Annotated in this window: 19 protein-coding genes; 16 read left to right on the top strand and 3 right to left on the bottom strand. The window is 72.2% G+C overall.

Annotated elements, in window-relative coordinates; translation table 11 throughout:
* Positions 1–67: 67 nt before the first annotated feature.
* A complete protein-coding gene (locus AC3EO4_RS45990) occupies positions 68–1,429 on the top strand; it encodes a protoporphyrinogen/coproporphyrinogen oxidase (protein WP_431902248.1) in 1,362 nt (453 codons plus the stop codon).
* 19 nt (positions 1,430–1,448) lie between these two features.
* Here AC3EO4_RS45990 and AC3EO4_RS45985 read toward each other — a convergent pair whose 3' ends face one another.
* Complete coding sequence (locus tag AC3EO4_RS45985) at positions 1,449–1,886, bottom strand: VOC family protein (RefSeq protein WP_379576174.1); 438 nt, start codon at positions 1,884–1,886, stop codon at positions 1,449–1,451.
* 213 nt (positions 1,887–2,099) lie between these two features.
* Between AC3EO4_RS45985 and AC3EO4_RS45980 the strand changes: the two genes are divergently transcribed.
* A complete protein-coding gene (locus AC3EO4_RS45980; protein ID WP_379576173.1) occupies positions 2,100–2,705 on the top strand; it encodes a response regulator transcription factor in 606 nt (201 codons plus the stop codon).
* Here the strand turns inward: AC3EO4_RS45980 and AC3EO4_RS45975 are convergent.
* Together AC3EO4_RS45975 and AC3EO4_RS45970 are read right to left on the bottom strand one after the other, a co-directional pair.
* The gene (locus tag AC3EO4_RS45975; protein ID WP_431902244.1) at positions 2,631–4,502 is read right to left on the bottom strand and encodes a sensor histidine kinase; all 1,872 of its coding nucleotides are present in this window, start codon (positions 4,500–4,502) and stop codon (positions 2,631–2,633) included. The genes AC3EO4_RS45980 and AC3EO4_RS45975 overlap by 75 nt on opposite strands.
* 13 nt (positions 4,503–4,515) lie before the next feature.
* Entirely contained in the window at positions 4,516–6,180 is a 1,665-nt protein-coding gene (locus tag AC3EO4_RS45970) for a lysylphosphatidylglycerol synthase domain-containing protein (protein WP_431902243.1), read from the bottom strand.
* Positions 6,181–6,255: 75 nt separating this feature from the next.
* Here AC3EO4_RS45970 and AC3EO4_RS45965 point away from each other — a divergent pair, with 75 nt between their 5' ends.
* From AC3EO4_RS45965 to AC3EO4_RS45900, 14 genes are all read left to right on the top strand, one after another.
* Positions 6,256–7,137, top strand: a complete 882-nt coding sequence (locus tag AC3EO4_RS45965) for an NAD-dependent epimerase/dehydratase family protein (protein WP_431902240.1) — start codon at positions 6,256–6,258, stop codon at positions 7,135–7,137.
* The gene (locus tag AC3EO4_RS45960; protein WP_431902237.1) at positions 7,134–8,603 is read left to right on the top strand and encodes a hypothetical protein; all 1,470 of its coding nucleotides are present in this window, start codon (positions 7,134–7,136) and stop codon (positions 8,601–8,603) included. Before AC3EO4_RS45965 ends, AC3EO4_RS45960 begins: the two co-directional genes overlap by 4 nt.
* Complete coding sequence (locus tag AC3EO4_RS45955; RefSeq protein ID WP_431902234.1) at positions 8,590–9,606, top strand: iron ABC transporter substrate-binding protein; 1,017 nt, start codon at positions 8,590–8,592, stop codon at positions 9,604–9,606. Before AC3EO4_RS45960 ends, AC3EO4_RS45955 begins: the two co-directional genes overlap by 14 nt.
* A complete protein-coding gene (locus AC3EO4_RS45950) occupies positions 9,607–11,103 on the top strand; it encodes an ABC transporter permease (RefSeq protein WP_431902232.1) in 1,497 nt (498 codons plus the stop codon).
* Positions 11,100–12,410, top strand: a complete 1,311-nt coding sequence (locus AC3EO4_RS45945) for an ABC transporter ATP-binding protein (protein ID WP_431902230.1) — start codon at positions 11,100–11,102, stop codon at positions 12,408–12,410. Before AC3EO4_RS45950 ends, AC3EO4_RS45945 begins: the two co-directional genes overlap by 4 nt.
* Positions 12,411–12,419: 9 nt before the next feature.
* Positions 12,420–13,193, top strand: a complete 774-nt coding sequence (locus AC3EO4_RS45940; RefSeq protein WP_379576165.1) for an enoyl-CoA hydratase/isomerase family protein — start codon at positions 12,420–12,422, stop codon at positions 13,191–13,193.
* 493 nt (positions 13,194–13,686) lie between these two features.
* Positions 13,687–14,025 carry a hypothetical protein gene (locus AC3EO4_RS45935; protein WP_379576164.1) on the top strand — a complete coding sequence of 113 codons (339 nt, stop codon included), beginning with the start codon at positions 13,687–13,689 and terminating at the stop codon, positions 14,023–14,025.
* Positions 14,016–15,221, top strand: coding sequence for a DUF6395 domain-containing protein (locus tag AC3EO4_RS45930; RefSeq protein WP_431902227.1), 1,206 nt, complete (start codon positions 14,016–14,018; stop codon positions 15,219–15,221). The genes AC3EO4_RS45935 and AC3EO4_RS45930 overlap by 10 nt, the downstream gene beginning before the upstream one ends.
* A gap of 125 nt (positions 15,222–15,346) precedes the next feature.
* The gene (locus AC3EO4_RS45925) at positions 15,347–16,189 is read left to right on the top strand and encodes a M55 family metallopeptidase (protein ID WP_379576162.1); all 843 of its coding nucleotides are present in this window, start codon (positions 15,347–15,349) and stop codon (positions 16,187–16,189) included.
* The gene (locus AC3EO4_RS45920; protein ID WP_431902225.1) at positions 16,182–17,735 is read left to right on the top strand and encodes a flavin monoamine oxidase family protein; all 1,554 of its coding nucleotides are present in this window, start codon (positions 16,182–16,184) and stop codon (positions 17,733–17,735) included. The genes AC3EO4_RS45925 and AC3EO4_RS45920 overlap by 8 nt, the downstream gene beginning before the upstream one ends.
* Before the next feature lie 17 nt (positions 17,736–17,752).
* Positions 17,753–18,268, top strand: a complete 516-nt coding sequence (locus AC3EO4_RS45915) for a YbaK/EbsC family protein (RefSeq protein WP_379576160.1) — start codon at positions 17,753–17,755, stop codon at positions 18,266–18,268.
* 108 nt (positions 18,269–18,376) lie between these two features.
* Entirely contained in the window at positions 18,377–20,707 is a 2,331-nt protein-coding gene (locus AC3EO4_RS45910; protein WP_431902223.1) for a serine/threonine-protein kinase, read from the top strand.
* A gap of 4 nt (positions 20,708–20,711) precedes the next feature.
* Positions 20,712–22,544 (top strand): serine/threonine-protein kinase, encoded by a 1,833-nt coding sequence (locus AC3EO4_RS45905; protein WP_379576158.1) that lies wholly within the window; start codon positions 20,712–20,714, stop codon positions 22,542–22,544.
* Between the two features lie 37 nt (positions 22,545–22,581).
* Complete coding sequence (locus AC3EO4_RS45900) at positions 22,582–23,937, top strand: serine/threonine-protein kinase (protein WP_431902219.1); 1,356 nt, start codon at positions 22,582–22,584, stop codon at positions 23,935–23,937.
* Positions 23,938–23,989: the final 52 nt, after the last annotated feature.

Raw genomic sequence — 23,989 nt, 5'->3', positions numbered from 1 at the left:
TTTCCTTCCTCTAGAAGAGGATTGAGAAGATATTTTTCAGGACTTCACTCGATAGGGTGACGGCGCCATGGAACTCGTGATTCTCGGAGCGGGCCCTTCGGGCCTGGCCGCCGCGTGGCGCGCCGCCCTGCGGGGCATGCGCGTCACCGTGCTGGAACGCTCCGACCACGTCGGCGGGCTGTCGGCCGGTTTCGAGGTCGCAGGGATCAGAGTGGACCACGGCAGCCATCGACTGCACCCCGCCACGCCGTCACACCTCCTCGCCGACCTGCGCGAACTGCTCGGCGACGATCTCCAGGTACGGCCCCGCAACGGCAGGCTCCGCGTCGGCGACCGCTTCGTCGGGTTCCCGCTACGGCCCGGCGAGCTGGCGCGGCGCCTGCCGCTGCGGATGCTGGCGGGGATCGCGCGTGACACGGTCGTTCCGCGCAGAGGGGATGATTCGTTCGCCGGACTGTTGCGCAGCGGCCTGGGACCGACGCTTTACCGCGCCCTGTACGAGCCTTACGCGGTCAAGCTCTGGGGATTGCCCGGCGAGGAGATCGACGGCGACCAGGCGCGCAAGCGGGTCACCGCCGACAGCCCATGGAAGATCGCCCGCAGGGTGCTGCGCGGGTCGCCGAACGGGCAGGGAAAGATCTTTTACTATCCGCGCAGGGGATTCGGCCAGATCGTCGAGGCCATGGCCGACGCCGCGGTGGCCGCCGGAGCCGACATCCGGCTGGGCACGGCCTGCGAGTCGCTCGTGCCGGGGCCCTCAGGGGTGGCCGTGCGCACCGCCGAGGGACGACTCGACGCCGGCCACGTCTTCTCCACGATCCCGATGCCCGCGCTGGCCGGGCTGGTGACTCCGGGTCCCGCCGCCGAGGTGGTGCGGGCCGCACGCAGGCTCGAGTTCAGGGCGATGGTTCTGGTCTACGCCGTGCACGAGGGCGGGCGGTGGTCACCGTACGACGCCCACTACCTGCCGGGGCCGGAGACGCCCGTCACCCGGATCTCCGAGCCCGCCAACTACCGGGTCAGCGCCGCGGACCCGGCCGGCCGCACGGTGCTGTGCTTCGAGATCCCCTGCCAGGTGGGCGACCCCGTCTGGACCGCGAGTTCCTACGAGGACCTGGTCACCGACTGCCTGTCGGCGGCAGGGCTGCCGCCGCTGCGGCTCGCGGCCGTGGAGGTCAGGCGGCTGCCGCACGTCTACCCCGTCTACCGGACCGGCTACGCCGGCCAGCTCGCCGGGCTCGACGCGTGGGCAGGACAGGTGCCGCACGTCACCACGTTCGGCAGGCTCGGCCTGTTCGCCCACGACAACACCCACCACGCGATGGCCATGGCCTACGACGCGGTCGACGCGCTGACCGAGCGGGGCTGGGACGCGGCCGCCTGGACGGCGGCCCGCGCCCGCTTCGCCGCGCACGTGGTGGAGGACTGAACGGTGGACGGCGGGGCCGTCAGCCGTTGGCGGCGTCCTCGAGCGCCTTCACGTCGATCTTCGACATCTTGAGCATCGCCTGCATGGCGCGCTCCGCCCTGGCGGGGTCGGGGTCGCTGAGCAGCCTGGGGAGGGCCTTGGGGATGATCTGCCACGAGAGGCCGTACTTGTCCTTGAGCCAGCCGCACGAACCGTCCTCGCCGCCGTCGGCGGTGAGCTTCGCCCACAGCTCGTCGACCTCCTCCTGCGACTCGCAGTCGACGTAGAGGGAGATCGCCTCGGTGAACCTGAAGTTCGGGCCGCCGTTGAGCGCGATGAAGCGCTGACCTTCGAGCTCGAAGGTCACGATCATCGGCGTGACCTCGAGGATCCTGGAGTCGCCGAAGATGGAGACGTAGTGGTTGGCCGCCTCCTCCGCCTGGTTGTCGAACCAGAGGTAGGTGGTGATCTTCTGCATGGTGTGCTCCTCTCTCTTGCCGTTATATTCGCAATCCGGGAAGCGCCCGCTGTAGTGCCACGTTCACCGGTTCCGTGTGAAGGATTCACACGGAACCGCGGGATCCCCACGCGCGTGCCGATCAGGCGACCGGACAGTAGTATCCGAACATGCGTACGAACCGCAAGGTCTGGTGAGGTCGGGAACCCCAACTCTCGGGAGTGAGAAAGCCGCATGATCAGGGTCTTGATCGCCGAGGACGTGCGCATCCTGCGCGAGACGCTGGCCGCCGTGCTCGAGCTGGAGGACGACCTGACCGTCGTGGCTGCCGTGGAGCGGGGCGACCTGATCCTGCCCGCCGCGCGGGAGTCCGCGGCCGACGTGGCCGTGCTCGACATCGAGCTGCCCGAGCTCGACGGCCTGAGCGCGGCCGCCCTGCTGCGCGACGAAATGCCGGGGTGCCGCACGGTGGTGCTCACGGGGTTCGCCAGGCCCGGCTATCTGCGCCGCGCCATGGCCTCGGGAGTCAGCGGGTTCCTGCTCAAGCACTCGCCGCCGGGCGAGCTCATCGAGGCCATCAGGAAGGTGGTGGGGGGCGAGCAGGTGGTGGACCCCCAGCTCGCCGTCGCCGCCCTGCGCAAGGCGGACAACCCGCTGGCCGTCCGCGAGGTCGACGTGCTGCGGCTGGCCGCGACCGGCGCGGAGGCCGACGAGATCGCGGTACGGCTCTCGCTCAGCAGGGGTACGGTCCGCAACTACCTGTCGTCAGCGGTCATGAAGCTGAACGCCAGGAACAGGGTCGACGCGATCCGCATCGCCGCCGACGAGGGCTGGCTGTAGGGGGACCTCCGCCACCAGCTCGAACGAGTCAGGCCCCCGTCCGGTGCGCAGCCGGCCGTCCAGCGCGGCCAGCCGCTGGGTGAGGTTGCCGACCCCGGAACCGGGTTCGTGGCCGGGCGCGGTGGCCGCCACGCCGTCGTTCGTCAGGCGCAGCCGTACCTGCCGGTCGTCGACGGTGATCTCCAGCGTGCAGTGCAGGGCCGCGCTGTGCCTGATCACGTTGGTGACGCCCTCCCTCAGCACGGTCGCCAGCGCCGCGTCCACGTCCCGGGGCAGCGGCACGGGCGAGATCGACCAGCTCACCTCGACATCGGCGGCCTCCAGCACCGCCCTCGCCGAGGCGGCCTCCTCCGCCAGCGAGATCTCGGTGCGTCCCTCGGCCACGGAGCCGAGGTCGGCGAGCACCTGGCGGGCCGCGTCCAGCCCGTCGGACAGCTGCCGTTGCGCGGCGACGGGGTCCCGTTCCAGCAGCCGGAAGGCCAGCTCGGCCTTGAGCACCACCACCGACAGGCCGTATCCGAGCAGGTCGTGCAGGTCCCTGGCGAACCGCAGCCGCTCGCGGGCCACCTCGACCCTGGCCAGCTCGGCCCGAGCCTCGCGCAGCCCGGCCGTCAGCCTGGCCATCCGCCAGAGCGCGTAGACGATGATCGCCCGCTCGGTCAGGTAGACGATGCCGTAGGCGACGTCGAGGGCGTTGTCGGCCAGGCCGGAGAGCATCAGGTGGAAGAAGGTGTCGCCCGCGAACACCGCGGCGGCCCCGATCCATCTGGCGCGGCCGCGCAGCAGCACCACGACGGCGCCGGGCAGGAGCGTAGCGACGTACCAGAGCTTGAAGCCGAGCACCAGCGACGGGGCGTACGTGAGCGCCACCAGGGCGGCCAGCGTCCAGAGCCGGTGCCGCCCGTCCGACAGGCACGCCAGGAGGTACAGCGCGACGAAGCAGGCCAGCGCCACGACGAACACCGCGAGCTGGAGACCCGACGGCCGGATCTGCAGGAGGTGGCGAACCTCGTGCGGAACGATCATGAGCAGCACGGTGGCGACCACGAGGACCGTCACGACCCTGGTGGTCAGGTCGCCCGCCAGGGCCCTGGCGGGCGTGCTCTCGCGGTGGGCGTGGGAGACCGATCGGACCTCGGCGAGCGCCGTGCGCGCGGTCGTCAGGCTGGTCTCCAGCTCGTCGCGGGTCAGGTCGGGCCGCCGCAGGACGCCGACCAGCCTCTCCAGGCCGCCGCCGACGCGCGCGTTGAGCTCCTCGGCGAAGGTCAGCCGCTCGCGGGCCACCACGGCCGCGGCCAGCCCCGCCTGCGTGCTGCGCAGGTCGACGATCAGGTCGTAGAGGCGGACCACCCCGTACAGCGCCACGCCGACGAAGGCCGCCTGGCCGACGACGAGGTAGAGCACCTCGCTCAGGGTGGACCGCACGGTCTGCGCCGAGAGGAACTGGGCGACCAGCACCAGCGAGAACGCCGTCCATCGCGCCCACGGCCGCCTGACCAGCAGCAGGACGGCCGCCGCGAGGAAACCCGTGTTGCCGTACCAGGTGTTCGCGAACCACACCAGGCCCGCCGCGGTCAGCACCGCCTGGACGGCCAGCGTCCACGGCCACCAGCGCGGCCTGCGACCGTCGGTCCGCCTCACACAGTTGCGCAGGTGCAGCGCCAGCAGCACGGCCAGCAGCGCGAACGCCACCGCCTTCCGCGCGGGAGGGTCGGGGGAGTAGATGATGCCGATGACCCCGCCGAACGAGAAGCCCGCGCTGACCACCACGGCGACGAACTGGGCCAGCCGTAACATCGCGCCTCCACTGTCACGTGTTGAGCTCACGATGCACCGCGGGGATGACCTTGCGAAGGTATTTCCCGAGTTTGACGAACGATTCCCCGCTTTGTCGGAACGCGTATCGGATGGGCACCTCGCGGTAGACGAAGCCCTTGGCGAGCAGGTCGAGCGTGAGGACCTGCGCGTAGTTGTAGTCGTGGATCACTTCGGCGCTCTCGAGGGCGGCGAGGGAGAAGGCCCGGTAGCCGCTCTGGCCGTCGGTGAGGTCGCGCCGCCTGGTCAGCCGCCGCATCCACACGGTCAGCAGCCTGTTGCCGAACCTGCGGTGCGGCAGCATCCGCTCGATCGTGCCCGCGAAGCGGGAGCCGACCACGTAGTCGGCCTCGCCGTTGAGGATCGGGGCCGCCAGCGACTCGAGGTCCTCGGGGAAGTACTCCAGGTCGGCGTCCAGGTAGACGGCGGCGGCCGGTTCGAGCCGCGCCGCCTCGGCGAGGCCGCGCCGTACGGCCGCGCCCAGGCCCAGGTTGCGCGGCTGCGGCAGGACGCGGGCGCCGGCCTCCTTCGCGCGTGCCGCGGAGGCGTCCGTGGAGCCGTCGTCGATCACGAGGGTGACGATCCTTCTGCCGGCTACCCGTGTGGGGAGCCGCCTGACCACTTCGCCGATCGTGGCCTCCTCGTTGAAGACGGGGATGAAGGCGACCACGGGCGCGCTCTCGGGCACGGCCCGCGGGGCCGGGCGCGGCGGCAGGTGCCGGGGGAGGCGCAGCCGGCCGAAGTGGCCGGGGGCGGGCGCCACCAGAGCGACGCCGCCCACGGCGAGGGAGTAAGCGGTCTTCACGGCGTGGGTGAGCAGCGCGATCGCGAACGCGGTCCCCCCGGGCACGCCCAGCGCGACCATGGCGGCGGTGGCCGCGGCCTCGTAGGAGCCGAACCCGCCGGGCGTGATGGCCACGGTCTGGGCGGCGATCGTCACGGCGGTGACGGCGACCGCGTCCGCTGCGGTCAGGTCCGCCCCGGCCAGCCTGGCGACCTCGTACACGATGGCGGCCTCCAGCACCCACGCGAGGGCCGCGCATCCGAACACCGCCAGGGCACGCAGCCACGGGCGGCCCCGTCCGCCGCGAGAGTCTCTCTGCGACGGCCCAGGTGGGGCCGCGGATCCCTGTGGGCTTCCCCTGTGCCGGGCCGTGATCACGAAACCGGCGACGGCCGCCGAGGCGAGGACCGCCGCCACGGGCCACACCCACCATCCCGCCAGCGACGACACGAGGGCGGGCGCGGCGGCCAGGGCGAGCAGGACCACGGCCAGCAGGTCGGCCGAGCGCGCCCCGACCGCCGAGGCGATCACCTTGGCGGGGGCCAGCCCGGTCCTGCGCAGCACGGACGTCACACGCAGTGCCTCGCCCAGGCGGAACGGCAGCACATGGTTGCCGAGCAGCGACACGTGGATCGCCGCCCACGAGTGCCAGAACGGCAGCCCACGCAGCACCCGGGTCCACGCCCACGAGCGCAGCGCGAACGCCGCGCCGTAAAGGAGGATCGCGAAGGACAAGCCGAGGGGGTCGGCCAGCAGTGCGCGCGCGGCCGCGGCGAGCGAAGGGCCGGAGACCACGCCCGCGAGGTACCAGACGGACACGCCGAGCACGACGACGCCGACAGCGCGACGCAGTGCCTTGAACATGACGTGCCTCACGAAGTCCTTGGAGGTCAGGCCGAGTGAGGTTAGGCTACCTTTACCCTCCTATCAGCGACGAGAGGCGGGTCGCAGGTGACGGTGGTCGTGACCGGTTCCGCCGGATTCATCGGAAAGGCGCTGACCGGAACACTGCTCGCGGCGGGACGGAAGGTGATCGGGATCGACAGGGTCCCGCAGCCGCCCCGCCCGGGGCTGACCGTGCTGACGGCCGACCTCCTCGACGACGACGAGCTGGTCCGCGCCGCGCTGGAGGACGCCGACGCCGTCTACCACCTCGCCGGATGCCCTGGCGTACGCGACCACAGCCCCGGCATCGCCTGGCTCCGCCACCGCGACAACGTGCTCGCGGGCGCCAGGGTGCTGGCCGCCGTGCCACGCCGGGTGCCCGTGGTCGTCACCTCTTCCAGCTCCGTCTACGGCGGAGCGCGCCACGGGCGGCCCAGCGCCGAGACCGATCGGGTGCGGCCGCTCGGCGGCTACGCGCGCAGCAAGGCCAGGCTCGAAGCGCTCTGCGCGGGACGGCCGGCCACGATCGTCAGGCCGTTCACGGTCGCGGGAGAGGGGCAGCGGGCCGACATGGCGCTGGCCGTCTGGCTCAAGGCCGCGCTGGCCGGACGGCCGCTACGGGTGCTCGGGTCGCTGGAACGCACCCGCGACATCACCGACGTACGACAGGCGGCCCAGGCCCTCGTGGACCTGACGGGAGTGCCGGGCGTGGTCAACCTCGGCACGGGCCGGAGTCACTCGCTGCGCTCCATGGCGGCGGCCGTCGCCTCGGTGACGGGCGCGGACGTCGGCTTCGCCGTCGAGGCGGCGTCCGGTGTGGAGCCAGGCGACTCGCTCGCCGACACGCGGCGGCTGCGGTCGCTCATCGGCTGGGCGCCCGAGACGGACCTGCTGGACGTGGTCAGGCGGCAGCACGCGGCGGCGAGCCTGCTGGCGGGGGCGGCATGACGCGGTCCGAGACACCCGCCGAGGCCTCTCGCCAGGCCGCGGCCCCCGACGCCCGTGCGGCCGGTTCCCCTGCGGGGCGGAAGCTGGGCCGGGCGATGGCGGGGGTGGCTGTCCTCGCGACCGTGGCGGCCCTGCTCGGGATCGGGGTGCGGGCGAGCTTCGGCGCGCACGTCGCGGTGGACGAGCCGCAGTACCTGCTCACCGCCCTGTCGATGTACGAGGACTTCGACCTCGACATCACCGACGAGCTGGCCGAGCGCAGGTGGGCGCCGTGGGGTGGTGAGGGGCTGCCTGTGCAGACCGAGGTGCTCGACGACGGCACGCAGATCAGCCCGCACGACCCGCTCCTTCCGCTGCTGCTGGCCGTGCCGATGGGGCTCGGCGGATGGGTGGCGGCGAAGGTGACGCTCGCGCTGATGGCGGGGGCGCTGGCGGCGCTCACGCTGTGGACGGCGGTGCGCAGGTTCGGCGTGCCGTACCGGACGGCGACGCCAGGGGTGGCGGTGGCCTGCGCGAGCGCGCCCTTCGCGGTGTACGGTCAGCAGGTCTACCCCGAACTGCCTGCCGCCCTCGCGACGGTCGCCGCCGTCGCCCTCCTCACCGCCTGGCCCGCCCGCCCCCTCTCACGGTCCGCGGCGGACCCTGGTCCGCTCGCCGCGCGGCCCGCGGGCACGCCGGGGTTGTGGACGTTCGGCCTGGTCGTCACCGCCCTCCCGTGGCTGTCGGTGAAGTACGCCCCTGTGGCCGCGGTCATCGCCCTCCTCGGCCTCTGGCGCAGCAGGTCCACCGCCCTGTTCGCCGGGTTCGTCGCGATGGGCGTCGCCTACCTGGCCGTCCACCGCCTGGTCTGGGGCGGCTGGACCGTCTACGCCAGCGGCGACCACTTCCAGCAGTCGGGCGAGTTCGGTGTGATGGGCTTCGACCCCGACTACGCGGGCCGCGCCTTCCGCCTGCTCGGCCTGCTCGTCGACAGGGGCTACGGCCTGGTCGCGTGGCAGCCCGCATGGCTGCTTCTGCTGCCCGCCGCCGCCTTCGCGCTCCGCAGGCCGAGGCAGCCCGTGCTGCTGCTGCCCCTGGCCGCCGCCTGGCTGACGGCGACGTTCGTCGCGCTGACCATGCACGGGTTCTGGTGGCCGGGCAGGCAGCTCGTCGTCGCGCTCCCGCCGGCCGTGATCCTCGTCCTCGTGTACCTGGCCCGCGCGCCCAGGACGGTGAAGGCCCTGGCGGGACTGCTCGGCGCCGCGGGCCTGGTCACCTACGGCCGGCTGGTCGCCGACGGGTTCGCGGGGCGGATCACCTGGACCTCCGGGTTCGAGGACGTCGGCTCCCCGATCCACCAGGTCCTCCGCCTGGCGCTGCCGGACTACCGGCAGGGCTGGGCGCTCTTCTGGCCGTACCACGTGGCGTGGCTCGCCCTCGCCGCCGTTCTTGTGCTCACGGTAAGGAAGTCCCATGTCGCTCCGTAGCCTGGTCGCCGCCTTCCTCGTACCCATGGCGCTGCTCACCGCCTGCGGCGGCGGGGCCACGGGCCAGAGTTTCGACGACGACGCCCTGGTCGTCTACTCGGGACGCAACCAGAACCTCGTGGGCCCGCTGCTGGAGAAGCTGAAGACGGCCACGGGCCTCGACGTCCAGGTGCGCTACGGCGACAGCGCCGAGCTGGCCGCCCAGATCATGGAGGAGGGCGACCGCACCAGGGCCGACCTGTTCTTCTCCCAGGACGCGGGGGCGCTCGGCGCGCTGTCCAAGCACGGCATGCTTCGCCCGCTCCCGCAGGACCTGCTCGGCAAGGTCGACGCGAGGTTCCGTGCGGCGGACGGCACGTGGGTGGGCGTCTCAGGGCGCTCCAGGGTGATCGTGTACGACCCGCGGACGGTGTCCGCGCCGCCCAAGAGCGTGTTCGAGCTGACCGACCCCAAGTGGAAGGGGAAGATCGGCTGGGCGCCCACGAACGCCTCCTTCCAGGCGTTCGTCACCGCGATGCGACTGCTCGACGGCGAGGACAAGGCCAGGCGGTGGCTGGAGGCGATGAAGGCCAACGGCACCCAGAGCTACCCGAACAACGTCGAGATCCTCAACGCGGTCGACGCGGGCACGCTGCGGCTCGGCCTCATCAATCACTACTACTGGTACGAGAAGGTGGCCGAACGCGGCCAGAACGGCGTGCCGTCCCGCCTGGCCTACCTGCCGGGCGGCGACCCCGGCGCGCTGGTCAACGTGGCGGGCGTGGGCGTGCTGAAGAAGGTCCAGCACGCCGACGCCGCTCTCAAGGCCGCGACCTACCTGCTCGGCACCGACGCCCAGCAGTACTTCGCCACCACGACCAAGGAGTACCCGCTGATCGCGGGCGTGGCGCCCGAGCGCGGGCTGCCCAAGCTCGACACGCTCAACGGGCCCAAGATCGACCTGGGCAGGCTCGACTCGCTGGAGCAGACGCTCAAGCTGCTCCAGGACGTGGGCCTGGTCTAGATGGCCCGCCACATCCCTCCGGCCCTGCTGGCGCCCGCGGCCGTCACCGCGGGGCTCTCCCTCGCACCTGTGGCGTACCTGCTCGTGCGGGCCGTGGAGGGCGGGCTGCCGGCCTTCGCCGCCGTCCTTCTCCGCTCACGTACGGCGGAGCTGGCCGTGCGCAGCATCGGCCTGGCCGCGGCCGTCACGGCGCTGTGCGTGGTGGTGGGGCTGTCGCTGGCCTGGCTCGTCGTGCGGACCGACCTGCCGGGGCGCAGGGTCTTCGGGGTGCTCGCGGCGTTGCCGCTGGCGGTGCCGTCGTACGTGGCGGCATACACCTGGATCGCCTTCTACCCCGAAATCTCGGGATTCTGGGGGTCGGTGTTGGTGCTCACGCTCTGCTGCTACCCCTACGTCTACCTTCCCGCCACGGCCACGCTGAGCAGGATGGACCCGGCGATGGAGGAGGTGGCGCTCTCTCTCGGAAGGGGCCGCGCGCCCGTCGTGGTGCGCCAGCTGCGCCCCGCCGCGGCGGCGGGCGGGCTGCTCGTGGCCATGTACGTGCTCTCCGAGTTCGGCGCCGTCTCGATCATGCGCTTCGACGTCTTCACCACGCAGATCTACACCGCCTACCGCGCCTCCTTCGACCGGACGCCCGCCGCCGTGCTCGGCCTGCTGCTCGTACTGATCACGCTGCTGATCGTGCTGGGGGAGGCGCGCTCGCGAGGCAAGGCGGCCTACGCGCTGCAAGGCGCCCCTGCCAGACGGCGAACGGTCGTGCGCCTGAATCCCGCGGCCAAGGCCGCATCCACCGGATGGGCGGTGGCGGTGGCCGCGCTCGCCGTCGGGTTCCCGCTGGCCAGCATCGGCTACTGGCTGGTGGACGGCTCGTCGCGTGGTCTCGACCCCGCCGTCCTCGGCGCGTCCGTGGCCGCCACGCTCGGCGTCTCGGCGGCCGGGGCACTGCTGACGGGGGCGCTGGCCGTCCCTGTCGGCATCATCGCCGCCAGGCACCGTTCGTGGGCCGCCAGATTCGTCGAGCAGTCGTCCTACGTGGGACACGCGCTACCCGGCATCGTGATCGCGCTGTCGCTGGTCTTCTTCGCCGTCCGCTACGCCTACCCGCTCTACCAGCAGTGGCCGCTGCTGGTGCTGGCGTACGCGGTGCTGTTCATGCCCGCTGCCGTCGGCGCGGTACGAGCCTCCGTCGTGCAGTCGCCGCCCGTCCTCGAGGAGGTCGCGCGCTCGCTCGGACGCGGCCCGCTCGGCGCGGTCAGGTCCGTCACGCTGCCGCTGGCGCTGCCGGGCGTGGCGGCGGGCACGGCACTGGTCTTCCTGACGGCCATGAAGGAACTGCCCGCCACGCTCCTGCTGCGGCCCACCGGCGTGGACACGCTCGCCACCCAGCTGTGGACGCAGACCGGCTCGGGCTCATACGGCGCCGCTGCCCCCTACGCCGCCCTGCTCATGCTGCTGGCCGCGGTGCCTGGATTCCTGCTCGGGAGGCGTGAGATATGAGCGGGCTGACCGTTTCAGAGGTGGTGAAGGCGTTCGACGGCGTTCGGGTGCTTCGCGGCGCCTCACTGTCGGTGCGGGAAGGCAGTTTCGCCGCGGTCCTCGGGCCATCGGGGTGCGGGAAGACGACGCTGCTGCGGATCATCGCGGGTTTCGAGCGCGCCGACGCGGGGTCGGTGTCGCTCGGCGAGCGGGAGGTCACCTCGCTCCCGCCGGAGAAACGGCGGGTCGGCATCGTGCCGCAGGAGGCGGCGCTGTTCCCGCACCTGTCCGTCGCGCGCAACGTCGGATTCGGGCTTCCCCGTGGGGCGTCGCGGGCGGAGACGTCGTCGCGGGTGGAGGAGTGCCTGGAACTGGTGGGGCTGTCGGGGTACGGCTCGCGCATGCCGTACGAGCTGAGCGGCGGACAGCAGCAGCGCGTCGCCCTCGCCCGAGCGCTGGCGCCGCGCCCCGGAGTGGTCCTGCTCGACGAGCCCTTCAACGCGCTGGACAGGTCGTTGCGCGGCGTGGTGCGCGACGAGGTGAGGTCGGCGGTGAAGCGGGCGGGCGCGACCGTCGTCCTGGTCACGCACGACCAGGAGGAGGCGCTGTCGATGGCCGACGTGGTCGCGGTCATGCGGGACGGCGTGATCGTGCAGTCGGACACGCCCGCCGAGGTGTACGCGTCCCCTGTCGACCTCGGCGTGGCCACGTTCGTGGGGGAGGCGGTCGTGCTGGACGCGGTGTCGTCCGGCGGGGTGGCCTCCTGCGTGCTGGGGCGGCTACGGCAGCGGTCGAACGGCGTCGCGGGGACCGGCTTCGTCGCCCTCCGGCCCGAACAGGTCACGCTGACGGCTCCCGCCGTACCGGCCGAGGCCGGCGTTGCGCGCCCGGCCTCCCGTGCCTCCAGGAACGGCGCCGACCTGCTCGACCCCGCCGGTTCTCCCCCTGAAGCCGGAGAGGACCACGATCACGGGCCCTCCGGTCCCGCGTCGCACACCGGAGAGGACCACGATCATGGGCCGGCCGGGTCGTCAGCGGAGGGCGGCCTCGCAGGGAACGGACACGGCCGACCTGCAGGCTCGTCCCACGGCGGCGGTGTGAAGGACGCGGGCGGCGGGGACGGCGAGGGCCTCGGCACCGGGGCGGCGGCGCCGAGGGGGCGGGTGGCGCGGGTGGAGTTCTTCGGGCACGACGCCGCCGTCACCGTCACCATGGACGACGGCGTCGTGATCCGCGCCAGGACCAAGGGAGCCGCCCCCCATCAGGTGGGCGACATGGTCGAGATCGGCGTGGACGGCCCCGTGCTCTTCTTCCCCGCCGCCGGATAAGGTCGCCCCATGGGTGAGTTTGTACGCGTCGAGGTGTCCGGCCAGATCGCCACGATCAGGCTCGATCGTCCGAAGATGAACGCCCTCAACGGGCAGGTCCAGCGCGAGATCGCCGAGTGCGCCCGCGCCGTGGACGCCGACCAGGACGTCCAGGCGGTGGTCCTGTACGGCGGGGAGCGGGTGTTCGCCGCCGGCGCCGACATCAAGGAAATGGCCGACATGTCCTACGCGGACATGGCAGCCCACTCGAAGATCCTCCAGGACTGCTTCACCGCGGTCACCCGCATCGGCAAGCCGGTCATCGCCGCGATCACCGGCTACGCGCTGGGCGGCGGCTGCGAGCTCGCCCTGTGCGCCGACTTCCGCGTGGCGGGTGAGGGCGCCAAGCTCGGCCAGCCCGAGATCCAGCTGGGCATCATCCCCGGCGCGGGCGGCACCCAGCGCCTTCCCCGCCTGATCGGCCCCGCCCGCGCGAAGGACCTCATCTTCAGCGGACGTCATGTGACGGCCGCCGAGGCGCTGTCCATCGGCCTGGTCGACAAGGTCGTCCCCGACGTCGAGGTGTACGACGCGGCGCTGGCGTGGGCGGCCACGTTCGTCGGCGGCCCCACCGTCGCCCTGCGCGCCGCCAAGCAGGCCGTGGACCAGGGCCTGGAGGTCGACCTGGACACGGGGCTCGAGGTGGAGCGGCTGCAGTTCTCCGGCCTGTTCGCCACGGAGGACGCGAAGATCGGCATGCGGGCCTTCACCGAGAAGTCCAAGCCCAAGTTCACCGGCCGCTGACCCCGGGCGCCGCATCGGCCTCGCCGGTGCGGCGCCTCGCGTTCCCCTCATGCGCCGGTGCGGCGCCTGGTGTTCCCCTCATGCCCCGCCCTGGGATGCCGCCCGCCCGGGCGATGCCGCCCTCGTCCGTGGGCCGAGGACGGCCGGCCTCGGATCGGGGCCGCGTGGGCCGGGATGGTCGGATGGGGGTCGTGTGGCCCTGGGATGGTCGGTCCTGGGATGGGGATGGTCGGCCCTGGGATCGGCCCTGGGATGGTCGGCCCAGGGATATCGGTCCGGGGATGCCGGGTCGGGGTGGTGCCGGGTCGGGGTGGCGTCGGGTCGGGGTGGCGTCGGGTCGGGGTGGCGTCGGGTCGGGATCGCGGTGGTGTCAGGGAAGGTCCTGGTCCGACGATCATGGGCCCGCCGGCTCGTGCGCCGGCCCGAAGCCGGGGCGAGCGAAGGTGTGTGACCGGCCCAGGATGATGATGGTTTGCCGCTATCGTGACGTTTCATGATGCGCGTCCTGGTCCCGGCGCGGCTGAGGAAGGCCGTGCGCTCATGGTTCGACTCCCGCTACATCTCGGTCGCCGACCACCGGCAGGACATCAAGGACGCGCTGTGGGAGGTCCAGACGCTCCGCCGTGAGGTGACCACTCTCCAGGCGGAGGTGCAGCGGCTGAGGACGACTCCCAGGCCGTCCGAGGCCCGCGCCGAGCACCGGCCTGACCCGAAGGCGGAGGAGGCGCACCGGCTGGCGTTCGAGACCGCCCAGGCGCTCGACAAGGTGCTCCAGAACGAGGTGCTCGTCTGGCAGGCCATCGACGAGCTCAGGGAGCACTCGTGCGCGTGAGGTGGAACGGCGGCGAGCTGACCTTCAGGCTCGACCCCGAGGACGAGATCACCGGCAGGGCCGCCGACGGCCATCCGGTGAAGCTGGCCACCGGTTCGTGCGAGATCAGGGGCGTGCCCGGCGACGCGCACGACGATCTGTGGGCGGTGGCCGCCTGGACGATCGTGGCGCCGTGGACGCGCAGGCGGATCACGTTCGACCGGCCGGTCTCGCCGGAGCTGGCGCGGGTGCTGCACGACGGGTGGGGTGTCGAGGCGGGGCCCGTCGGCGGGACGCCGCGGGTGGCGGGCGGGACGCTGGCCCTCTCCTACAGCGGCGGCGCCGACTCCGTGGCCGCGGCGACGATCTTCCCCGAAGCACCGTTCGTGCACTTCAGGCGGGTCTCGCACCCGCGGGTTCCGAACCGGTGGCCGCACTACAGGTCGGACGTGCTGGCCAAGCTCGCCGTACAGACCGGGCGTGAGGTGACCACGGTCGACTCGGACCTCGAGTTCACGCTGGCCGAGCCGCGGCCCGGCTATCCCGAGCACCACGCGGTCGCGGCGGGCGCACTGCTGCTCGCCGACCGGATGGACCTGGGCGGGCTCGCGTTCGGCTACGAGCTGGGCTCGCGCTGGCTGGGCGGCGACCGCTACCTGCTGCGCTACACCCCGGACAACCTCATGTGGGCGCCGCACGGGGCGTGGGGGCGGCTGTTCGCGGCGGTGGGCGTGCACATCGTGCTGCCCGTGGGTGGTGTGAGCGAGGCGGTTACGATGCGGATCGCGCTGGAGTCGCCGCTGAAGGCGCAGGTCAGGTGGTGCCTCCGGGGTACCGGTGGACCGTGCCGCACCTGCGGGAAGTGCCTGTACAAGGAGCTCATCCAGGCCGCGGTCGAGCGCCGGCCGATGGACACCCCGATCACCGCCGCCCGTCCCGTGGCGCGCAAGTGGCAGGAGCCGCCCCCGTACGGCGGGCAGGAGATGATCGAGTACGGCTGCGCGCGGATCCCGGGTATCGAGAAGACGCCTTTCGCGAAGGCGGCCGAGTACCTGCGGGCGACGGAGGAGTCGACGGCGTGGCTGGACCACTGCTACCGGCCGGCGATCGAGGAGATCCCCCCGGCGTGGCGGGGACAGGTGACGGAGTTCATGGCGGCGCGCGTGGGGTTCATGGACGAGGCGCAGGCGCGGCGGGTGGAGACGTGGGGCGCGTGACGCCCGGTGGACGATGGCCGGAGCTCCCCTGGGTCGGGCTGTGAGCGAGCCGGCACCTCCCGGGGTCGGGCATCCGCGAACCGGAACTTCCCTGGACCGAACTGTGAGCGAGAGGAGGCGGTGAGGTGAAGGTCTACCTGTCGGTCGACATGGAGGGCGTGACCGGGCTGACCGACCCGGAGGAGATGCACGCGGGCAAGCGCGGTTACGAGCGCGGCTGCGAGCTCATGACCGCCGACGCGAACGCCGCCATCGAGGGCGCGTTCGACGCGGGCGCGACCAGCGTGCTGGTCAACGACGCCCACGGCTCGACCAAGAACCTGCGGATCGATCTGCTCGACCCGCGCGCCACCCTCATCCGCGGCCCCGGCAAGTCGCAGCGCATGGCCCAGGGGCTCGACTCCTCGTTCGACGCGGCGATGTTCGTCGGCTACCACGCCCGCGCGGGCGTGCAGCACGGCGTGCTCAACCACACCTGGATGGGCAAGGAGATCCAGAACGTCTTCCTCAACGGCGAGCCGTGTGGCGAGACCAGGCTGGTGGCGGCCTGCGCGGGCTTCCACGGCGTGCCCGTCGCGCTCGTCACGGGCGACGAGGCGGTCGGCGAGGAGGCCAGGGAGCTGCTCGGCGACGTCGAGACGGTCGCGGTGAAGAAGGGGATCGACAAGTTCTCGGCCGAACTGCTGCCGCCGAGCGTGGCCCAGTCGCGGATCCGTGAGAGCGCCGCTCGGGCGGTCGACAGGTTGACCGACTTCACGCCCTATGCGGCGGGCAGGCCGTACACGCTGGGTGTGGAGTGGAACTCCACGGCGATCGCGGCGGCCTGCGGACTGATCCCGGGGGTGAAGCAGGCGGGCTCGCGGGAGATCGAGTTCGTGACGGACGACTTCACCGAGATCATGGCGCTGATGGGCCTGTTCGCGACGATCGGCGGGCAGGTGGCCTGCGGCAGCGGCCCGTATGGCTGATCGGGCCACGCTCACCAGGCGGGGCCTGCTGGTCGGGATCGGCGCGGCGGGCGGCGCCGGCGCGATGTACGCGGCGATGGGCGCGCTCGGGCTGGCGCCCGCTGAGCAGGACAAGGCGTTCACCCCGCCCAGGCCGGGGGATTTCACGCTCAAGGGCAGGGGCGCCGCCTCCGTGGTCGTCCTGGGCGCGGGTGTGGCCGGGTTGACGGCCGCCTACGAGCTGGGCAAGGCGGGCTACGACTGCACCGTCCTGGAGGCGAGCGGCAGGACCGGAGGGCGCAACCTCACGCTGCGCGGCGGCGACCGCCTCACCGAGCTGAACGGCCCTGCCCAGGACGTCCGCTTCGGCGACGGCGTCTACTTCAACGCGGGGCCCGGCAGGATCGCGCCCTGGATGGTGACGATGGACTACTGCCGCGAGCTCGGCATCCCCATCGAGACCTTCGTCAACACCAACGCCGCCGCCTACGTCCACACGAACGGGCGCACGGTCCGGAACAAGACCGCGCGTGCCGACATGTACGGATACATCGCGGAGCTGCTGGCCAAGGCCACCCATCAGGGCTCGCTCGACCGCAGGCTCACCAAGGACGACAGGGAGCGGCTGCTGGAGTTCCTGCGCAGGTTCGGCGACCTGGGACCCAGGCTGGCCTACGAGGGGTCGGAGCGGCGCGGTTTCACCACCTACCCGGGCATGGGCGGGGGGACGGAGATCGCCGGGCCCGCCGGCCTGCACGACGTCCTCGCGGCGGGGGTGGGCCGGGCGATCACCAACGACTTCGGCTACGACCAGGCGACCCCCATGTTCCAGCCGGTCGGCGGCATGGACGCGATCGTCGCCAGGCTGACGGAGGCGGTCGGCCGCGACCGCATCAGAACGGGCGCCAGGGTCACCTCGATCACCGACCTGGAGCACGGCGTCACGGTCGCGTGGGAGGGCGGCGAGCTGACCGCCGATTTCTGCGTGGCCACGCTCCCGCCGCACGTGTTGGCGAAGATTTCACATAATTTCGGGCAAAAGGTAACTACTGCCCTCAAGACCCCCGTTCCGGTCGCCGCCGGCAAGATCGGCCTGGAGTACGGCAGGCGCTGGTGGGAGCTCGAGGACCGCATCTACGGAGGCGTCACCGAGACCGATCTCGACATCACGCACATCTGGTACCCCTCCTACGACTACCACGCCCAGCGCGGCCTCCTGGTCGGCTACTACAACTCCGACGAGGCCGCCCAGCTGTACGGCGCGCTGACCCCCGAGGACCGCAGGCGCAGGGCGCTCACCCAGGGCAAGAAGATCCACGGCGAGAAGTACCGGTCGGAGCTGCTGTCGAGCGTCTCCATCGCGTGGGAGCGCCAGCCCCACCTTCAGGGGGGATGGGTTCGCTGGCCGTCCTTTGATTCGTCCTTCACTCTCCTGCAACGTCCGTCGGGAAGGGTGTACTTCGCGGGTGACTGGCTCACTCACCTGGTGGCCTGGCAGGCGGGCGCCATGGAGTCGGCCAGGAGCGCCGTGACCCAGCTCCACCAGCGAGCCGCCAGGTCCGCGTGAGGCGTAGGGTCCTGGTCATGACACTGATCTGGGTCCCCGCGCTCGACCGTCCCGACCTGCTGGCCGAACCGGTGGCGCTCGCAGTACGTCAGATGGAGGAGGAGGTGCGCGTGGCCGAGATCGACCCTGACCTGGCCGACACGGCGGCCTTCTGCGACGAGTACGGGGTGGCGATGGACGCGTCGGCCAACTGCGTGGTGGTGGCCGCCAAGCGCGGCGGCGAGGTGCGCTACGCCGCCTGCATGGTGCTGGCCACGACCAGGGCCGATGTCAACGGCGTGGTGAGAAAGCGCCTCGACGCGCGCAAGACAAGCTTCGCCCCCATGGACGATGCGGTTTCGCTGACCGGGATGGAGTATGGAGGTATCACGCCGCTCGGCCTGCCCGATGACTGGCCGATCCTGGTCGACAGCAGGGTCGCCGCGCATCCCAGCGTGATCGTCGGCAGTGGGGTGAGGCGATCGAAACTGGCCCTGTCAGGGGCCGTACTGGCCGGGTTGAAGACCGCGGAGGTCCTGGACCTGGCGAATTGAGACCAACGCGATACCGATGATTGGGAAACCCATGGGGGCATTTCAGACGTTACACATGCGTGGGAATGTGACCTTGAGGTTCATCTCTGGGGCGGGGTTTGAGCCGGTATGGTGCTTCATGCCATGAACGATGACCGACTAGGCCCTTACCGGCTGCTCAGGCGGCTAGGTGAAGGCGGAATGGGCGTTGTCCACCTCGCTGTCGACCCGCAGGGGCGACAGGTGGCGGTCAAGGTCCTGCGCGCGGAGGTCGCCGGCGACGATGTCGCCAGGCGGCGGCTCTCGCGCGAGGTCGACACGATGCGGCGCGTGCGCAGCAAGTACATCGCCGAGGTCCTCGACGCCGACGTGACGGGACACCGGCCCTACATCGTGACCCGCTACGTCCCTGGACGTGCCCTCGACGAGATCGTGAAGCACGACGGGCCGCTGGAGCTGCCCGCGCTGGCCAGGGTCGCCCACGGCGTGGCGTCCGCTCTGGCGGCCGTCCACTCCGTCGGCGTGATCCACCGCGACCTCAAGCCCGGCAACGTGCTGCTCCTGGACGGCGACCCCGTCCTGATCGACTTCGGCATCGCCCAGGCGGTGGACGCGACGAGGCTGACGCAGACCGGCATGTTCATCGGCACTCCCGGCTACCTCGCGCCCGAGATCATCGAGGGCCACGAGGCGGGCCCCGAGGTCGACATCCACGCGTGGGCAGGCACGCTGCTGTTCGCCGCGACCGGCCAGCCGCCCTTCGGCAAGGGCACGCTGGAGATGATCTTCTACAACATCACGGCGGGCAAGGCCGAGGTGTCGGCGGCGCCGCGCGAGCTGCAGCCGCTGCTCAAGGCCGCCTTCCAGCGTAACCCCTCCAAGCGGCCCAAGGCCGCGGACCTGGCCGAGCAGACCGCGAGGCTGGCGCCCAGTCCGGCCAAGGTGCCCGACGAGATCTCCACGGTGCCGCGCCCCGACCGGCAGAGCGCGCGTCCTGCCACCGACCCCGCCGACATGCCCACCCCCGCGATCCCGCCCGCGCGCCCGCCGCTCGGGTCGCCGTCCTCCTCCAGGTCGTACGGCACGCCCGCCCCCGGCAGCCAGGAGTACGTCTCGCTGCTGGGCAACCAGAGCCCCCCGCCGACCGGCAACCAGAGCGCGACGGGCGGACAGAGCCAGGCAGGCGGTCAGGGCGGACCAGGGGTCCTGGGCGGACCAGGCGGCCAGAGCGGCCCCAGCGCTCAGAGCGGGCCAGGCGGCCAGAGCGGGCCAGGCGGCCAGGGCCCTGCGGGCACCCAGGGCCGGCAGGGCGAGCACGCGACCACCGGCGGCGACCCGTGGCCCACGCGGCGGGTGAGCCCCGAAGAGCTGCGCCAGATGCGCGAAGAGGCCTCCGCCCAGCCGTGGGACGTGCCGACCCGCGCGGCCAACGACCCGCCCGCCGGCCGTCCGTGGCCGGCGGCGGGACCGGCCAACCATCAACCCCCGCCCGCCCAGGGCACAGGGCAGCCCTCAGGCGGCTACCAGCAGGGGCCTGGCTCGTTCCCGCCCGCCGCAGGCGGCCAGGCGGGCGCGCAGGGCGGGCGCTCCGGCTACCAGGGCGTCCCGCAGCAGGCTTCGCCGTATCCGCACAGGGACGGCGACATCCCCACGCGCAGGGTCCGTCCCGACGCGTCCGAGTTCCCCTCGCCCTACGGGCAGCAGCCGTACCAGGCGGTGCCCCAGCAGAGCCATCAGCAGGGTCTCCAACAGGGACATCAGCAGGTGCCCCAGCAGGGCCACCAGGCCCCGCACGACCCCGAGACGTGGCGCGAGCCGCGCATCCCAGGAGCGCGTCCCGGCCTGGCGTTGCAGCGCTCCAAGGCGTACGGCGTCGCGGGCGCCATGCTGCTCATCATCATGATCGTGGTGGCCGTCCTCGCCCCCCTGGTGGTGAGCGCGGTGGCGATCCCCGTCGCCGTGCTGCTGCGCGCCGCCGACCTGGCGCAGCCCCAGCTGAACGCCAGGCGTCCGACCGGCGCCGCGGCGGCCGACGTGCTGAGGGTGTTCGCCCAGCCCGCCGCGCTGCTGAAGTCGATCGGCATCACGGTCGCGCTGGTGCCGTACGCGCTGATCCTGGGACTGCCGGTGACGCTGCTGCTCACCGTGCTGACCTCGATGCCGCTGAGCAACGCGCTGGCCTGGGGCGGAGCGATCGCGCTATGGACGGTGTGCGCCGGTCCCGGCGTCGAAGCCCCAGGACGGCAGATGCGGAGGACGCTCGCGTCCCTGGTTCCGTCGCGTACCGTGGCCATGGGGGTCGCGGGCGTGCTCGCGGTCGGAGCCGCGCTCTCACTGGTCCTGGCGTACGGCACGGTGCCCGACACGGGCAGACGGTCCGTATGGACACCGGTCGACGTGAGCTCGATCACGGACCAGCTCCAGGGCCTCAGGGGGAAGGCGGACCAAGGAGGGGGATGAGTAGATGAGCACCGGCAACACCCAGGCACCCGAGCGTCTCGGACCCTACCGGCTCGTCAGGAAGATCGGCGAGGGGGGCATGGGAGTTGTCCACCTCGGGATCGACGAGGAGGGGCGTGAGGTCGCCATCAAGGTGCTGCACCCCCATGTGGCCGCCGATCTCAAGGCGCGTGACAGGCTGACGCGCGAGGTCGAGACCATGCGCAGGGTGCGCAGCAGGCACGTGGCGGAGGTGCTCGACGCCGAGCTGGTCGGGGGCCAGCCGTACGTCGTGACCAGGTTCGCGCCCGGGCGCACGCTCGAGGAGACGGTGCTCACCGACGGGCCGCTGCCCGCCCAGGAGCTCATCAGGCTGGCGCAGGGGCTGTGCGCGGCGCTCGTGTCCATCCACGCGGCCGACGTCATCCACCGTGACTTCAAGCCGTCCAACGTCATGCTGGTCGACGGCGAGCCTCTGGTCATCGACTTCGGCATCGCGCACCTGGTCAACGCGACCAGGCTCACGCAGACCGGCATGTTCGTCGGCACGCCGGGCTACCTCGCGCCCGAGATCATCCGTGACTCGGAGATCACCCAGGCGGCCGACGTGCACGCGCTGGCCTCGACGGTGTTCTTCGCGGCCGTGGGCGCGCCGCCCTTCGGCACCGGCACGTTCGAGGTCATCTGCTTCAACATCATGGAAGGCAGGGCGCAGCTCGACAAGGCCCCAGGGTGGTTGCGCGGCTGGCTCGGCAGGGCGCTGTCGGTCGACCCGCAGTCGCGGCCGAGCGCGCAGGAACTGCTGCGGATGGCGCGGCAGCTCGACCCGTCGGTGACGGCCTTCAACGAGACGCCGCCCAGCGGCACGCGCGTGCTGGAGCAGCCGGGCCAGACCAAGACGTTCGGGCGTGACGACAGCTACTCCGACCTGCTCCCGCCCGTGGAGTACGCCAAACCGCCCAGGCCCGAGCCCAAGCCCCGCAAGGAGCCGAAGCCGAGGCAGCGCGAGGAGCCCAAGCCGCCGCCGTACGTGCCCGCGAACGTGCCGCAGTACCGGCCGCCGGCGCCCTATCCCGACCAGCGGGTGGCGGGCTTCGCCCCGCCGCCGCCGCAGCAGCAGGCCGCGGTCAGGCCGTACACGCCACCGCCCGCGCCCGCGTCCCAGCGGCCCTACGCGCCGCCTCCGGCCGAACGGCCGAGGTACCGCGTCGGGCACCCGCTCATCGCGGGACTGCTGCTGGCCCTGCTGGTCGCGCTCGCGGTCATGATGCCGGTGATGGCGGCGGCCGCGGCCGTGGTGATCGCGCTGGTGCTGCGCGTGGGCGAGTACCTGTTCGGGGATCTCGTCGCGCGCCGCCAGCTGCGTGGCAGCAGCGCGGCCGATCCCGCGCTGATCCTGCTCGGGACGCCATGGGCGCTGATCAAGGCGTCGCTGGTGTCGCTGGTGCAGGTGCCGCTGTCGATCCTGTGGGGCGTGTGCGTGTGGGGCGTGCTGCACTACGGCCTGAAGGTCCAGAGCGACCAGGCCGTGGCCTACGCCGCCGGCGCCTTCGCGGCCGGCCTGTTCGTGCTGCCGGGCGGTGGAGCGCCGCGCAAGGCGGTCACCCGCACGCTGACCAGCGTGATCCGCAGTCCGGGAGCGGGCCTGGTCGTGGCGCTCGTCGTCGGTACGGCGGCGCTGCTCGCGGTGATGTTCGCGATGGGCCAGGAACCGACGTGGCACCCGTGGGAGCAGCCCTCGGATGTGGTGAGGGAGCTGACCCGCAGCGCGAGGGACAGCGTGACCGGCCTCATCACGGGGCTCATCGACTCGCTCATGACCAGCCTCGGGCTCGGCTTCCTGTCACCCTGGTCATAACGTGGTCTCCCGCCTCAGGGCGGGGCACTATGGAGTCATGAGCGAGCCGGACGGTGAGCACGTTGGCCCCTACCGACTGCTGTCCACGCTGGGCTCCGGAGGGTTCGGCGAGGTGCACCTCGCGCTCGACCCCGAGGGGCGCACGGTCGCGGTCAAGCTCCTGCACCCTCACGTCGCGGCTGACGCCCAGGCGCTGACCAGGCTCGAGCGCGAGGTCGAGACCATGCGCCTGGTCGAGGGGCCGTACGTGGCCGAGGTGCTCGACGCGTCCCTCGCGGGCGACAGGCCGTATCTCGTGACGCGGTACGTCCAGGGGCGCCCGCTCAGCGTCGTCCCCGTGCCCGTGGCCGATCTGCGGCGGCTGGCGAGGGGGCTGGCGCAGGCGCTGCTGGCCATGCACGAGGCGGGCGTGGTCCACCGGGACCTCAAACCGGCCAACGTGATGATGGCCGACGGCGATCCCGTCGTGATCGACTTCGGCATCGCCTCCGCGCTCGACTCGCTGTCGGTCACCGCCTCGGGCGCGGTGATCGGCACGCCGGGCTACCTCGCGCCCGAGGTGCTGGAGGGGCACGAGGCCGGAGCGCCCGCCGACGTGTTCTCCTTCGCCGCGACGCTGGCCTACGCGGCCACGGGGCGCCAGCCGTACGGGACGGGGCCGCTGTCGGCCGTCGCCTATCGGGTGGTCCATCACGAGGCGGACCTGGAGGGGGTGCCCGCGTGGCTGGAGCCGCTGCTGGGCGACTGCCTGCTGCAGGATCCCGAGGCACGGCCGACGGCCGCGCAGATCTGCGCCGTGCTGGCCGCGGACGCCCCCGCCCGCGGCCGTCACGGCGTCACAGGCGCGGGTACGGCACGCCGCCGTCCCGCGCTGAGCCAGGACCAGGAAGCGGCGCTGCTCGAGGCGTCGGGCGGTCGCGGCGCCGGCAGAGGCGGGTTCTTCTGGGTGGGCAGGCGGTCCGGCACGGGTCCCGCCCATCCGGGCGAGCCGGACGTGCACGGCCTGTCGACGCGCGAGTGGCGGCCGGGCAGGGACGGGCACGTCAGGACGGTCGAGGAGTCCAGGGCCCTGCACAGGGAGAAGGTCCGCAGGCGGTGGGTGATCGGCTCGGGGGTGTTCGCCGCGCTGCTCGCGGCGGCCGCGCGGACCCCGCTGCCCGAGGTCTCCCTGTTCCTGCTGGCCTCCTACGCATTGGTCGTGGTCGCCGACGCGGCGGTGGCGCTGCTCTCGCGCGGTCTGTTCAAGGTCCGCCGCATGGTGACGGACCTCACGTCCGTGGCGGGGGTGGCGGTGCTGTGGCTGGCGCTGAGTGCTCTGTTCAGCCCTTTCACGCTGGCGCTCTTCGCCGGAACCGCGCTGGTCGTGGGTGTGGTCTTCCTGCTGAACGCCTGATAGGGATTTTCGATCGGGGGCATCGCGAGCCTCTGGAACAAAGTTCGGTATG

This window comes from Nonomuraea sp. bgisy101, from assembly GCF_057708945.1.
This window is presented reverse-complemented; position numbering and strand designations above follow the sequence as displayed.

Coding starts and splice junctions, on each gene's coding strand:
- AC3EO4_RS45950 (WP_431902232.1), top strand. CDS start 9,607: ATGGCCCGCCACATCCCTCCGGCCCTGCTGGCGCCCGCGGCCGTCACC.
- AC3EO4_RS45915 (WP_379576160.1), top strand. CDS start 17,753: ATGACACTGATCTGGGTCCCCGCGCTCGACCGTCCCGACCTGCTGGCC.
- AC3EO4_RS45940 (WP_379576165.1), top strand. CDS start 12,420: ATGGGTGAGTTTGTACGCGTCGAGGTGTCCGGCCAGATCGCCACGATC.
- AC3EO4_RS45960 (WP_431902237.1), top strand. CDS start 7,134: ATGACGCGGTCCGAGACACCCGCCGAGGCCTCTCGCCAGGCCGCGGCC.
- AC3EO4_RS45920 (WP_431902225.1), top strand. CDS start 16,182: ATGGCTGATCGGGCCACGCTCACCAGGCGGGGCCTGCTGGTCGGGATC.
- AC3EO4_RS45945 (WP_431902230.1), top strand. CDS start 11,100: ATGAGCGGGCTGACCGTTTCAGAGGTGGTGAAGGCGTTCGACGGCGTT.
- AC3EO4_RS45955 (WP_431902234.1), top strand. CDS start 8,590: ATGTCGCTCCGTAGCCTGGTCGCCGCCTTCCTCGTACCCATGGCGCTG.
- AC3EO4_RS45980 (WP_379576173.1), top strand. CDS start 2,100: ATGATCAGGGTCTTGATCGCCGAGGACGTGCGCATCCTGCGCGAGACG.
- AC3EO4_RS45905 (WP_379576158.1), top strand. CDS start 20,712: ATGAGCACCGGCAACACCCAGGCACCCGAGCGTCTCGGACCCTACCGG.
- AC3EO4_RS45935 (WP_379576164.1), top strand. CDS start 13,687: ATGATGCGCGTCCTGGTCCCGGCGCGGCTGAGGAAGGCCGTGCGCTCA.
- AC3EO4_RS45990 (WP_431902248.1), top strand. CDS start 68: ATGGAACTCGTGATTCTCGGAGCGGGCCCTTCGGGCCTGGCCGCCGCG.
- AC3EO4_RS45975 (WP_431902244.1), bottom strand. CDS start 4,502: ATGTTACGGCTGGCCCAGTTCGTCGCCGTGGTGGTCAGCGCGGGCTTC.
- AC3EO4_RS45985 (WP_379576174.1), bottom strand. CDS start 1,886: ATGCAGAAGATCACCACCTACCTCTGGTTCGACAACCAGGCGGAGGAG.
- AC3EO4_RS45900 (WP_431902219.1), top strand. CDS start 22,582: ATGAGCGAGCCGGACGGTGAGCACGTTGGCCCCTACCGACTGCTGTCC.
- AC3EO4_RS45910 (WP_431902223.1), top strand. CDS start 18,377: ATGGTGCTTCATGCCATGAACGATGACCGACTAGGCCCTTACCGGCTG.